At 61.6% G+C, this 12,526-nt stretch carries 10 protein-coding genes; 3 read left to right on the top strand and 7 right to left on the bottom strand.

What is annotated here, in order from left to right; genetic code table 11:
- Positions 1-59: 59 nt before the first annotated feature.
- Positions 60-1,271, top strand: a complete 1,212-nt coding sequence (locus DSM107133_RS10655; RefSeq protein ID WP_114295441.1) for a hypothetical protein — start codon at positions 60-62, stop codon at positions 1,269-1,271.
- Positions 1,272-1,365: 94 nt separating this feature from the next.
- On the opposite strand, the gene DSM107133_RS10650 is transcribed toward DSM107133_RS10655, so the two are convergent.
- Together DSM107133_RS10650 and hemB are read right to left on the bottom strand one after the other, a co-directional pair.
- Positions 1,366-1,932 (bottom strand): YSC84-related protein, encoded by a 567-nt coding sequence (locus tag DSM107133_RS10650; protein WP_114295440.1) that lies wholly within the window; start codon positions 1,930-1,932, stop codon positions 1,366-1,368.
- 212 nt (positions 1,933-2,144) lie between these two features.
- The gene (gene hemB, locus DSM107133_RS10645; RefSeq protein WP_114295439.1) at positions 2,145-3,146 is read right to left on the bottom strand and encodes a porphobilinogen synthase; all 1,002 of its coding nucleotides are present in this window, start codon (positions 3,144-3,146) and stop codon (positions 2,145-2,147) included.
- A gap of 118 nt (positions 3,147-3,264) precedes the next feature.
- Here hemB and DSM107133_RS10640 point away from each other — a divergent pair, with 118 nt between their 5' ends.
- Positions 3,265-3,792 carry a component of SufBCD complex gene (locus DSM107133_RS10640; RefSeq protein WP_114295438.1) on the top strand — a complete coding sequence of 176 codons (528 nt, stop codon included), beginning with the start codon at positions 3,265-3,267 and terminating at the stop codon, positions 3,790-3,792.
- 34 nt (positions 3,793-3,826) lie between these two features.
- The gene (gene mfd, locus DSM107133_RS10635) at positions 3,827-7,297 is read left to right on the top strand and encodes a transcription-repair coupling factor (protein WP_114295437.1); all 3,471 of its coding nucleotides are present in this window, start codon (positions 3,827-3,829) and stop codon (positions 7,295-7,297) included.
- On the opposite strand, the gene DSM107133_RS10630 is transcribed toward mfd, so the two are convergent.
- The 5 genes from DSM107133_RS10630 to DSM107133_RS10610 form a co-directional block, all read right to left on the bottom strand.
- Positions 7,294-8,460, bottom strand: coding sequence for a multidrug effflux MFS transporter (locus tag DSM107133_RS10630; protein ID WP_114295604.1), 1,167 nt, complete (start codon positions 8,458-8,460; stop codon positions 7,294-7,296). The two genes, mfd and DSM107133_RS10630, sit on opposite strands and share 4 nt — an antisense overlap.
- 319 nt (positions 8,461-8,779) lie before the next feature.
- On the bottom strand, positions 8,780-9,193 hold the full coding sequence (locus DSM107133_RS10625; protein ID WP_114295436.1) for an adenylyltransferase/cytidyltransferase family protein: 414 nt from the start codon (positions 9,191-9,193) through the stop codon (positions 8,780-8,782).
- The gene (locus DSM107133_RS10620; RefSeq protein WP_114295435.1) at positions 9,190-10,101 is read right to left on the bottom strand and encodes a LicD family protein; all 912 of its coding nucleotides are present in this window, start codon (positions 10,099-10,101) and stop codon (positions 9,190-9,192) included. Before DSM107133_RS10620 ends, DSM107133_RS10625 begins: the two co-directional genes overlap by 4 nt.
- Positions 10,102-10,226: 125 nt before the next feature.
- Positions 10,227-10,880 carry a DsbA family oxidoreductase gene (locus DSM107133_RS10615; RefSeq protein WP_114295434.1) on the bottom strand — a complete coding sequence of 218 codons (654 nt, stop codon included), beginning with the start codon at positions 10,878-10,880 and terminating at the stop codon, positions 10,227-10,229.
- A gap of 60 nt (positions 10,881-10,940) precedes the next feature.
- A complete protein-coding gene (locus DSM107133_RS10610) occupies positions 10,941-12,479 on the bottom strand; it encodes a class I adenylate-forming enzyme family protein (RefSeq protein ID WP_114295433.1) in 1,539 nt (512 codons plus the stop codon).
- Between the last annotated feature and the right edge of the window lie 47 nt (positions 12,480-12,526).

Below are 12,526 nucleotides of genomic sequence, written 5' to 3'. Positions count from 1 at the left end.
CCAACTGGAAACTTTGCGCGGCTAGGCTGTGGGGGAATGTCCCTGCTGAAAGCTGTGCTATGTCTGCCGAACCCGCCACCCGTGAAACGGACCGTCTCAAGATGGAAAACCTGTTCTTTTCGCGTACCGATCCGCGCGGGGTGATCCAGGCCGCCAACGGTGTTTTTGTCACGGTGTCGGGCCATGAGTGGTCGGCGTTGAACGGGGCACCGCACAAGGTCGTGCGCCATCCGGATATGCCGGCAGGCGTGTTTCATCTGATGTGGGAAGAAATTGGCGCCGGCCGTCCCTTTGGCGGCTATGTCAAGAACCTTACAGCAGACCACGCGCATTACTGGGTCTTCTCGGTTGTTCTGCCGCTGGACGACGGCTTTGTCTCGATGCGGTTGAAACCCAGCAGTGAAATGTTCGAACAGATGGATGATCTGTATTCCGACCTGCGCACAGAGGAACGTGAACAGGGCGCAACGCCGGAAGAATCGCAGGCGCTGTTGCTGCAAAAGCTGCGCGATCTTGGCTATACCGACTATCCGGACTTTATGAGCATCGCGCTGGCGAAAGAACTGGGCGCGCGCGCGCGCGCTTTGCGACACCGGCTTGATCCTGCGTTGCAAGAAATGTGTGGGCTGGCAGATACGGTGCTGAAGATGCGCGATTATGGCGACATGATTGATACGATTTTTCACAGCACGGCGTTGATCCCGAACAATCTGAGCATTCAGGCGCGCAGCCTTGAGGGGGCCAACGGGCCAATCAGCGTGATTTCGACAAACCATCAGGTCATGGCGCAGTCGCTGGGTGATATTCTGTCTCGGTTCCGCAAGGCGGTGGATGATGGGGTGGCCCATACGACCCTGGCGCGTTTCAACGCCGGTGTGCGGCTTTTGACGCAAGAGGTCGCCGCGCAGTTTCGCAACCAGCCCAAGATGGAAGGCATTGATCCCGCGGCCGAAGCCCGTCGGTTGGCGGTATTGGCGACCGATTCCCAACTGCGCGAGCACGCATCCGTCGGCAAGGTCATGGGGGCCGCCGCGATTTATCGCGGGATGTCCACGGATATGCGGCGGGTGATGTCCGGTCTGGAGATGAGCCGTGTCATGTGCAAGATCGAACAGTCGAAATATGCTTCGAACATTGACGGGCTGAACGAGATCGTGGGCAGGCTGCACCGCGCCGAACGGCAGTTAAGCGAAGTGATCGATTCCATCGAAACCGGCGTGTGTTATATCGAAGACCGGACCAATCGGCTGACGCCGGGCCGTGCGGCTTGAAAGAAGATACAAAAACACCCGCCAGAGGCGGGTGCATGTGATTTGGGCAGGACGCGCGAAATTCCGGCGTGCCTGTCATAGATTTGCGATCAGATCACGGAATAATCCGCGAATACTTGGTGCCTTCCAGCGTCGCACCAATGCGCAGACCCGCGCGGCCAAAGACCGCGGCCAGAACAGGGGCCAGTGCGGTTGTGGTTTCGGCGTTCAGGCTGTCGCCCTGATCCGAGATGACATATTCCAGATCGGCACCGGCGGCCCATCCGGGCGAACGGCGGAAATCTGTCAGCGCCTGTTCGGTCATGAAAAACAACACATGCGCATATTGCTGCGCACCGATTTGCAGACCGCCCGAGGCTTTGGTCACCGAGTAATAGTCCACCGTCACATTGTTTACCCGCAACGCACCACGCCCATAGGCGCCGCCCAGACCAAGTCCTGCTTCGGTCACCAGTGGCATGACCAGCATGCCGTTGGCCTTTTGCGCCAGGGATTGGGTGTTGGGGTAAAGCCGGTACATTTCGGCCAAAGTTGCGTCAACGCGCGCGTCGATGGTGGCCGGACCACGTCCGCCGACACCGTTGCCGCAGGCCGCCAGAGCTGCCGTCGAAGAAATCGCACCAAGGGCAAAAGCCCGTCGTGTGAGGGAAGGTAAGGTCATTGTGAACCGCCTGTGATTGTTGCTCGATTGCCGGTTGTCCGGTCTTGGCGGGAACTATAGGCGCAAGATTGCCACCTGTCACGCAGGAAGGCGCCCATGGGCGGGGCTGTGCCTGTTGTTTCGGCCTGCGCGTGCAGGGGGGATGGCAAAGGGGGCGCTGCCCCCACGCCTTGCGGCGCTCCCCCGGAGTTTTTCCGGCAAGATGAAGGGCGTCAGCCCTTGGCCAGCAGACGCGCGGCGGCGGGGGCGAAATAGGTCAGAATGCCGTCACAGCCCGCACGTTTGAAGGCGGTCAGGCTTTCAAGCATAACGCGGTCGCCGTCGATCCAGCCGTTTTGCGCGGCAGCCTGGATCATCGCGTATTCGCCTGACACCTGATAGGCAAATGTGGGCGCGCCAAAAGTGTCGCGGGCGCGCCGACAGATGTCGAGATAGGGCAGGCCGGGCTTGACCATGATCATGTCGGCCCCCTCGGCCAGATCGCGTTCGATCAGGCGCATGGCCTCATCCGCGTTTCCGGGGTCCATCTGGTAGGTGTTCTTGTCGCCCGTCAACGCGGCCGAAGCACCGACCGCATCGCGGAAGGGGCCGTAAAAGGCGCTGGCGTATTTGGCGGCATAGCTGAGGATCATCACGTTCTGGTGACCTGCGGCCTCGAAAGCGCTGCGCATGGCACCGATGCGTCCGTCCATCATGTCAGAGGGGCCGATGATGTCGGCGCCCGCGTCGGCCTGTGCCAGTGCCATCTTGACCAGTGCGGCAACCGAACGGTCGTTGACGATTTCGCCATCTTCGACAAAGCCGTCGTGGCCGTTGATATTATAGGTGTCCAGCGCCACGTCGGTCATGATCGCGATATCGGGCACGGCGGATTTGATCGCGCGGATGGCGCGGTTGGTGTGGTTGTCAGGGTCCCATGCGCCGGCGCAATCTTCGGTGCGGTCCTCAAGCCCGGTGTAGGGGAACAGGCAGATCGCCTTGATCCCCAGATCGGCCGCTTCGCGCGCGGCCTCGACCACCATGTCGACCGAGCGGCGAAAGACGCCGGGCATCGAGGGGACAGGTTCCATGATACCTTCTCCGGCACGCACGAAGACGGGCCAGATGAAATCATCAACCGACAGCGTGTTCTGGCGCACCAGCGCCCGGATTTGTGGTGTCGCACGGGTGCGGCGCAGGCGGGTGGCTGGGTAGGGTGCAAGCGTTGGGCGCATGATGTGTTGCCTTTTTGAAAGTCATTGTTGGGTGCCATGTAAATTTGCACCGTGCAAGGGTAGGAATTGGCACACAGCGGCGGTATGAGGGGCTAATCCCACGCAAAAGGCAGCGGCGTTGAACTGGCACCAAACGATTTTCGAACTGATCGACATGCGGTCTTTTTCCAACCTGTGGTACTGGATTGTGCTCGCGGTGGTGTGGTCTACAGCCAGCCACTGGGTGCTTGGCGTGCCCTTTGACATGGTGACACGGGCGCGCAAGGCCGGCGGGCAGATCGAGGAAGATCTGGAAGATCTGGTACGGATCAATGTGAACCGGTTCTTGTATATTGCGCGGCTGTCGGGTCTGTGGCTGTTGGGAATGGTGTGTTTTGTGCTGACCATGCTGGTCCTGCTGGGCTGGGTTTATGATGTCGAATTTGCGCAGGCCGTGTTCCTGCTGGCGTTCCCGATGTCGCTGGTCGGGGCCTTGAACCTTTCTACAGCGCGGCTGATCGAGCGGGACGCGCTGAGTGGTGAAGGCTTGCGGCGTCGACTGACGCGCCACCGCACCTATACACAGGCCATCGGCATGGTGGCGATTTTTGTCACGTCAATGTGGGGCATGTACCAGAACCTGAGCGTCGGGGCGTTGGGCGGTTGACAGTTGGGAAGACCGCCCCACATGAGGCACGCTTATGACTGACCCCGCGCATATCACTGTTTCCGGTGCGCCGGAAGGCTTTGATGCCACCCGCATTCTGGGCGAACTGGCCCATGGCCGGCCCGTTTGCCATGTTGCGCGCGATGACAAGCGTCTGGCGGCGATGCGCGACGCGCTGCGGTTTTTTGCGCCTGATGTGCCGGTTGTCACTTTTCCGTCGTGGGACTGTCTGCCCTATGACCGTGTGTCGCCCAACGCCGACATCTCGGCGCAGCGGATGGCGACGCTGGCGGCACTTGCGCATGGGATGCCGGACAAGTTTGTCTTGCTGACCACCTTGAACGCCGCCACGCAAAAGCTGCCTGCGCGCTCCGTGCTGCGCGAAGCGGCTTTTTCGGCGCGGGTGGGCGACCGGATTGATGATGCGGCCTTGCGCGGATTTCTGGTGCGTATGGGGTTTGTGCAATCGCCCACAGTGACAGAGCCCGGCGATTACGCGGTGCGCGGCGGTATCATCGACATCTATCCCCCCGGCGATCTGGGGCCGGTGCGGCTGGACCTGTTCGGCGATGTGTTGGACGGGGCGCGCCGGTTTGATCCGGCGACCCAGCGGACCACGGAAAAGCTGGACGTGATCGAACTGGCCCCGGTGTCCGAGGTGATATTGGACGAGGCAGCGGTTACGCGGTTTCGCCAGAACTACCGGCTGGAATTTGGCGCAGCAGGCACCGACGATCCGCTGTACGAGGCGATCAGCGCGGGGCGCAAGCATCAGGGTGCCGAACACTGGCTGTCGTTTTTCCACGATCATCTTGAGACGCTGTTTGATTACCTGCCGGATGCCGCGATCACGCTGGACGATCAGGTCACACCTACGCGGCTGGCACGCTGGGACACGATTGCCGACCAATACGAGACGCGCAGGCTGGCGATGCTGAACCGCTCGAAGATGGATTCGGTCTATAAACCCGCGCCGCCGCAGGGGCTGTATCTGGACGATGCCGCATGGGAGGCCGCTGTTCAGGGCCGTCGCGTGGTGCAGTTTCGTGCGCTCGCGCAGTCGACAGGGTTGGGTGTGGTCGATGCAGGCGGGCGCATCGGGCGCAATTTCTCGCCCGAGCGACAGCAGGAAAGTATAAGTCTTTTCGGGGCTTTGGCGGCACATATTAAAGCAAAGCTTGCAGATGGTCCGGTGGTGGTTGCCAGCTATTCGGCAGGTGCGCGCGAGCGGCTGAGCGGGCTGATCGAAGATGAGGGGCTGGCCGAAACGATCCCGATCACCGACGCCACGCGCATCGGCAAACATGGGCTGCATCTGGTGGTTTGGGCGCTGGAGCACGGCTTTGAAGGGCCGGTGGGCGACAAGCAGCTGACCGTGATTTCGGAACAGGACGTGCTGGGCGACCGGCTGATCCGCCAGCCGAAACGCAAGCGTCGCGCCGACAATTTCCTGACCGAAGCGACCAGCCTGACACCCGGCGATCTGATCGTGCATGTGGATCACGGCATTGGCCGCTATCACGGCATGGAGGTGATCACCGCCGCCGGGGCCGCGCATGAATGTCTTCTGCTGGAATATGCCGAGAATTCAAAGCTGTATCTGCCGGTGGAGAACATCGAACTGTTGTCGAAATACGGCCATGACGAGGGTCTGCTTGACCGTCTGGGCGGCGGCGCGTGGCAGTCGAAAAAGGCCAAGCTGAAAGAGCGCATTCGCGAGATGGCGGACAAGCTGATCCGCATTGCAGCCGAACGTGCCCTGCGACGTGCGCCGGTGCTGGAGCCGCCGCCGGGCATGTGGGACGCATTCAGCGCGCGCTTTCCTTACGAGGAGACCGATGACCAGCTGAAGGCCATCGGCGACGTGATCCAGGATCTGACCAGCGGCGCGCCGATGGACCGGCTGGTGGTGGGCGACGTGGGCTTTGGCAAGACCGAGGTGGCGATGCGCGCGGCCTTTGTCACGGCGATGGCGGGCGTGCAGGTGGCGGTGATTGCGCCCACGACCCTGTTGGCGCGGCAACACTACAAAAGTTTTTCGGAACGGTTCCGTGGTTTCCCCATCGAGGTGCGCACGCTCAGCCGGTTTGTCAGCGCCAAAGAAGCCTCCGACACCCGCGAGGCGATGTCGCGCGGCACGGCAGATATTGTCATCGGCACCCACGCGTTGCTGGCCAAGAACACGCGGTTCAAGGACCTGGGCCTGCTGATTATTGATGAAGAACAACACTTTGGCGTCGGTCACAAGGAACGGCTGAAACAGATGCGGTCGGACGTGCATGTGCTGACGCTGACCGCCACGCCGATCCCGCGGACGCTGCAACTGTCGCTGACGGGGGTCCGCGATCTGTCGATCATCGGCACGCCGCCTGTGGACCGTCTTGCGATCCGTACCTATGTCAGCGAGTTTGACGCGGTGACGGTGCGCGAGGCATTGCTGCGCGAACATTATCGCGGGGGGCAGTCGTTTTATGTGGTGCCGCGCCTGTCGGACCTGCCCGAAATCGAGGAGTTCCTGAAGGCGCAACTGCCCGAGCTGACCTATGTCGTCGCCCACGGCCAGATGGCGGCAGGCGAGCTGGATGACCGGATGAACGCATTCTATGATGGCAAATTCGACATTCTTCTGGCCACCACGATTGTTGAATCCGGTCTGGATATTCCCACGGCCAACACGATGGTGGTGCACCGTGCGGATATGTTCGGGCTGGCGCAGCTGTATCAAATTCGCGGACGTGTGGGGCGGTCGAAAACCCGCGCCTATGCCTACCTCACGACCAAACCGCGCGCCAAGCTGACGGCGGTGGCCGAGAAACGCCTGCGGGTGTTGGGCAGCCTTGATACGCTGGGCGCGGGGTTCACGCTGGCCAGTCAGGATCTGGACATTCGTGGTGCGGGCAACCTGCTGGGCGAGGAACAGTCGGGCCAGATGCGCGATGTTGGGTTCGAGCTGTACCAGTCGATGCTGGAAGAGGCGATTGCCAAGATCAAAGCCGGCGAGATGGAAGGTTTGAGCGAGGCCGACGAGCAATGGGCGCCGCAGATCAATCTGGGTGTTCCTGTACTTATTCCCGAGGATTATGTACCGGATCTGGATGTGCGTCTGGGCTTGTATCGTCGTCTCAGCGGCCTGAGCACCAAGGTCGAGCTGGAAGGCTTTGCCGCCGAGCTGATCGACCGGTTCGGCACGCTGCCGCGCGAGGTCAATACGCTGATGTTGGTGGTGCGGATCAAGGCGATGTGCAAACGCGCCGGTATTGCCAAGCTGGACGGCGGCCCCAAGGGGGCTGTGATCCAGTTCCACAACGACAAGTTTGCGTCGCCTGCGGGGCTGGTCAGCTTTATTCAGGACCAGCGCGGGCTGGCCAAGGTCAGGGACAACAAGATCGTGGTGCGCCGCGATTGGAAATCCGAGGCGGACAAGATCAAAGGTGCCTTTGCCATCGCCCGTGATCTGGCGGAAAAGGTCATTGCCGAAAAGAAAAAGGCCAAGGCCAAGGGTTAAGCCTGCGCCCCGGCGCGCTCGATCCGGCCCATCCACAGCATCAGCGCATAACCCACCGCCACGAACAGCAATGCGGCAAGGGCCAGTGGCCGTGCCGTGCCGTCATAGAACAGCGCCACAGGCGATGCGATGGCCGCGGCGGCCAATGTGGAAAACGCGCCAATCACCGATGCCGCCATGCCCGCAATATGGCCCATCGGGTCCATGGCGATGGCGTTTAGGTTGCCGATGGCAAAGCTGGCGGTGCAGAACAGCGACAGCTGCCACAACAGGAACAGGTAGAACTCGCCCGGCAGATGCGCGGTGGTCAGCGCCAGCATCGCGCCCGCCAGAACGACTTGGGTGGCCAGCGCCCAGGTGACCAGCCGACGCATACCCAGCCGCACCACCACCAGCGCGTTGGTCAGGCTGGCCAGCCCCGAAATCAGCGCCACCAGCCCGAACCAGAACGGAAAGCTGTCACCGCGCCCGTAGACATCGGCATAGATTGGCTGGATCAGCATCAGCGTGCAGAACAGCATCGCAACGATCAGGGTTTGCACGATGATCGACAGGCGCACGGTGGGATGGCGGAACATCTCGATCACCGCGTCGCGCATCAGGCGGAATCGCAGCGGGCGGCGGGCTTCGCGGGGCAGGGTTTCGGGCAGCCGCAGGCCAAGCCATCCCACCGAGATGATCGAGAACAGCACAAAGGCCCCGAAAATCCCGCGCCAGCCGGAAAAGCCCATGATCACCGCTCCCATTGCGGGGGCAAAGGCGGGCACCAGTGTAAAGATCATCATCACGATGGACATGATCCGCGCCATGCCACGGCCTGCGTATAGATCGCGGATGATCGCCAGCGCCACGACGCGGGGACCGGCAGCGCCAAGTCCCTGAAAAAACCGGGCGATCAGCACCGGCACAAAGCTGTCTTCGTACCAGCCCACGGCGGCGGAGAGGATATAGAGGGCTGCACCGGCATAAACCACCGGCTTGCGTCCCAGTGCGTCGGACAAGGGGCCGGTGAAGAATGTGCCCAGACCCATACCCATCAGGAACACCGTCAGGATCAGCGCGGCCCGTGCCGCATCGCCATCTGTCAGGTCGTCTGCGATCTGCGGCAGGGCGGGCAGCATCGCGTCGATGGAAAAGGCGATGGTGGCGAACATCATGCCCATCAGCGCGATGAATTCGACACGGCCGATGGCGGGCGTTTTGGGATTGGACACGGGGTGCGGCTCCTGAACTGGCGCGCAACGGCGTCATACACGCGCAGGTTTAACGCAGTGGTTTCGGGATCGCAACACGGGCCAAATCACAACAGCGGTCCAGACCCTAAGGGGCGTGACGGGCCAGCTTGGTGGCCTAGGTTTGGTTTGCATCCTGCGTGACCTTGCTACACAGGGCAGCGCCCACCCGTCCGGGCGGTCGGGCAGGCGGCATTGCGTGCCTTGAATCCGGTCTTGGTGGATGTCTGCAAAGTCCCGCTTGCCGAGCTTACGCTGCGGACACCCGTTGCTGAATGCGTGTTTTCAGTTCGGTGGTGGACACATCCGGCGTGCGCGGCAAATACAGAACCCGTGTCAGGTCGCCCAGATCGTCAAAATGTCCGGTCCAGTCGTCGCCCATCGCAAAAATCGACACGTTGTGGTTCACGATGTCCGAGCGTTTCTGCTCCCATGTTTCTTCGGGGATCACCCGCGTGACATAGCGGCAGGCCTCCAGCACCTCGCGCCGTTGCGAAAAGGGCATCACGCAGCGTTTGCCTTTGATGTCGTTAAATTCGTCTGTCGAGCAGCCGACAATCAGCTCGTCACCCAGCTGCGACAGGCGTTGCAACAGACGGACATGGCCGTGATGAAACAGATCGAAGGTGCCATAGGTCAAGACGGTGATCGGGGTGCGGGTCATTGCGCCAGCCTTTCCAGGAAAGGGGCAAAGCGGTCGTTCGCCGCAGCCCAGGGAAATTTGAAAAGCGGATCGGGTTTTCCCCATTCCGCGCCATAGTTCAGTGTCAGCATCTTTTCGGGCGCCGCGGGCAGGGCGTTGCCCGTAACGGCGCATTTGCGCAGGGGCAGCACATCTTCGCGCGCCAGATCGCCATGGGTGTGCGGATAGACAAAAACCTTGTCGTCCTGCACCCATGCAGGGAACAGGTCGATCTGCGTCGGGCCTGCGGGCGTCAGTTTGTAGATCGCGGCCTGATTGTGGTTGTCTTCGTCAAACAGGTCCAGTTCCTGCAAACGGCCCTTCAGGTCACGCCACTCTTTGGCGGCCTCTTCCTCGGTGCCTGCTTTCAGGATCACGGCAAGGTCGATGTCGTCGTCATGTGCAATCAGTTTTTCATCACGCACCACCCCCAGCAGGGTGCCCGAGTTCAGGAACACCTCGTAGCCTTCGTCGCGCAGCGCACTGAGGTGGTTTTCGACCTGTGCCCAGACGCTGTCGTGGTCCAGATCGGCAAAGGTCTGACGGTCATAGCCGTGGTTGGTCAGCGTTTCGGGATAAAGATAGCTGCGCAGCCGTGCTTCAAAGGTGTCAAAGACGTCGATCTGGCCGACTTTTTCGCGTTTTTCGCGCAGTTTCTTCATCCAGCCAAAGACGCGGGCCGGACGGATGCGCCCGATAACAGCCAGCATCACCACCGCTTCCAACCATTCGATCGTCAACGGACGACGCTTCAGCTCGTTCACTTCGATGTAATAGGACCAATGGTCCAGATCTGTCGATTTTGTTGCAATTTCCGCCAGTGCGATCATCCGGATTTCGGATATGCGCAGGTTGCGCGCCTCTGTGGGCGTTACCTCTTTTTCTGCCATGTCACCCGCTCAATAGGTTATTTTTATAATTTATTTCGGAGGCTTGTGCCCCTCGTTGAGCTTAGATTACGGCAGCTTGTCTGTGTTTGCTACAAATTTGTTAAAAATGAGACATTGAACAGAAGTCAGTTGTTGCTTTCTTGTGCCGCGAGTTCGGCAATCACCTTTGACCACAGTTCGGGCGGCTGTGCGCCGGGCACCGCATGTTGGCCTGCGACGATGAATGTAGGCACCGATGTGATGCCCATCTTGCGGCTGTGCGCGTCGCGGTCGATGATCTGTTGTTGATCGGCGTCGGACTCGAGCAAACGGCGGATCACGGCCGCGTCCAGTTCGATGCCGTCGGCAATGTCGGCCAGCGTGTCGATGTCGCCAATGTCGCGGCCTTCGACGAAATAGGCCTTGAACAGGGCAGACACGGCGGCGGTCTGGCGGCCTTCGATGCCGGCCCAGTGGATCAGCCGGTGGGCGTTCAGGGTGTTGGGCGTGCGCTTCATCGCTTCAAAGTCGATTTTCAGGCCTGCCTTTTGCGCGTGTTCGACCACGGGCGCATAGGCTTTGACTGCGCCTTCCTTGCCACCGAACTTGCCTTCCAGATAGGCGCGGCGGTCCATGCCTTCGGCGGGCATGTCGGGGTTCAGCTGGAAGGGATGCCATTCGATGACAAAGGGATGATCCGGGTTCTGCTCAAGCGCGCGGTCCAGATAGGTTTTGCCGATATAGCACCACGGGCAAATCGGATCGGACATGATATCAAGCTTGATGGCGGCTGCGGGCATCGGGGTCACCTTGGTTGTTTGGGATCACATAGCGGGGTTTGGGGCTGGATGCACCCCCGCTTACGTGGGTGTGATCTGGCCCGGAATCTGGCCGGCGTCAAAGGCCGCGCGCAACTGGCGGCGCAGGATCTTGTTGTTGGCACCTGTGGGCAGGGCGTCGATATGGATATACAGACGGGGGCGTTTGTATTGCGCCAGGCGCGGTTCGGCCCAGGCTTTCAGTTCGGTTTCGTCCAGTGCTGTGGGTCCGGTGTAAAAGGCGGCGATCACGCGGGTGTCTGCTTTGACCAATACGTCGGTCGCGGCGACGGCGGTGATGCCGCCATGTGACAACAGGGCCTGTTCCACCTCGATGGGAGAGACACGGTAGCCGCCTGCGTTCATCATATCATCAGCGCGGCCCAGATAGGTGATCTGATAATCGGCGTCCATCTGCGCCTCGTCTCCGGTCAGGAACCAGTCGCCTGCAAATTTCTGGGCGGTTTCCTCGGGCGCGCCGATATATTCCAGCATCAGGCCAGGATCGCTGCGATGCACGGCAATGATACCGGGCTGGTCGATGGGTTGGGGGGTGCCGGTGTCATCGACAATGGCGATGTGGCGGCCCGGTTGCGGCTGGCCGGATGCGCCTGCGGTGGCGGGATTGGTCGGGCTGGACGAGATGAAGGTGGAACATTCGGACATGCCGTAAGCCTCGTAGACAGGCGTGCCCGTGGCCGCGACCCATGCGTCGCGAATGCGGTCGGGCAGCTTTTCCCCCGCGCTCAGCCCGTGGCGCAGGACGGGCAGGGGCAGCGTTTCGCGACCCTTCAGCATCTGGCGGTAGACGCCGGGAGCGGCGGCAAAGATGGTGGCGCGGTGGCGGGCCAGCAGATCGGGCAGATCCGCCGCAGCGGTGCCCGGCGCGGGGATCAGCGCCGTGGCGCCCAGTGTCCAGGGATCCATCAGGCCGGTGCCCAGCGTATAGGTCCAGTTGAACGCACCCGCATGGCACAGCCGGTCATCGCTGCGCAGCCCGTACCAGCCCTGATGCATCATCCCGCGCGCCCAGATCGCACGGTGCGCATGGGCCACGGCGCGCGGCTTGCCGGAGGTGCCCGAGGTGTAGATGACATAGGCCAGCCGGTCGGGATCGCCCATGGCAGCATTCGCAGGAGGCAGAGTACGCATTGCTTGCAGGTTGTCCAGCGGGATGCAGCGCGGATCATCCGGGCAGGACACAGCCGAATCGCGCAGGATCGCGGCCACGGGCAATTCGGCCAGGATCGCCGCAACCTCGGGATCCGTCAGCGCCGCCGAGGTCGGGATCGGCACCAGACCCGCCCAGATGGCCCCAAGGTAGGCAATCGGGAAATCCACCGTATTGCCCAGCCGCATCAACACCATCTGCCCGGCCTCGGCGTGCTGCAGCAGCCCCGTCGCGGTGCCACGAATGGCGGCAATCAGGTCGGCATAGGTCCAGTCGTCGGAATGATCCGAATGCAGGATGCTCAGCGCCGGATGATCAGGTCGCGCGGCACCTGCACGCAGGACGTGATCGGCCATGTTGAACGGAGCGGGGCAGCGGGGGTGAACCCCTTGGGCAAAGATGGACAGCATGGCAAATCGGTAGCCCGCCCGCAGCGTCGTTGCAAGGCGTTGGGGCG

The sequence above is a fragment of the Pseudosulfitobacter sp. DSM 107133 genome (genome assembly GCF_022788695.1).
In the GTDB taxonomy this organism is placed as follows: Bacteria; Pseudomonadota; Alphaproteobacteria; order Rhodobacterales; family Rhodobacteraceae; genus Pseudosulfitobacter.
The sequence above is the reverse complement of the archived record's forward strand: the minus strand, read 5'-3'. Positions and strand labels throughout refer to the sequence as shown.

Excerpts from the sequence above, each read along its gene's own strand:
- DSM107133_RS10650 (WP_114295440.1), bottom strand. The coding sequence starts at position 1,932 with ATGACCTTACCTTCCCTCACACGACGGGCTTTTGCCCTTGGTGCGATT.
- mfd (WP_114295437.1), top strand. The coding sequence starts at position 3,827 with ATGACTGACCCCGCGCATATCACTGTTTCCGGTGCGCCGGAAGGCTTT.
- DSM107133_RS10615 (WP_114295434.1), bottom strand. The coding sequence starts at position 10,880 with ATGCCCGCAGCCGCCATCAAGCTTGATATCATGTCCGATCCGATTTGC.
- hemB (WP_114295439.1), bottom strand. The coding sequence starts at position 3,146 with ATGCGCCCAACGCTTGCACCCTACCCAGCCACCCGCCTGCGCCGCACC.
- DSM107133_RS10625 (WP_114295436.1), bottom strand. The coding sequence starts at position 9,193 with ATGACCCGCACCCCGATCACCGTCTTGACCTATGGCACCTTCGATCTG.
- DSM107133_RS10620 (WP_114295435.1), bottom strand. The coding sequence starts at position 10,101 with ATGGCAGAAAAAGAGGTAACGCCCACAGAGGCGCGCAACCTGCGCATA.
- DSM107133_RS10630 (WP_114295604.1), bottom strand. The coding sequence starts at position 8,460 with ATGGGCATGATGTTCGCCACCATCGCCTTTTCCATCGACGCGATGCTG.
- DSM107133_RS10610 (WP_114295433.1), bottom strand. The coding sequence starts at position 12,479 with ATGCTGTCCATCTTTGCCCAAGGGGTTCACCCCCGCTGCCCCGCTCCG.
- DSM107133_RS10655 (WP_114295441.1), top strand. The coding sequence starts at position 60 with ATGTCTGCCGAACCCGCCACCCGTGAAACGGACCGTCTCAAGATGGAA.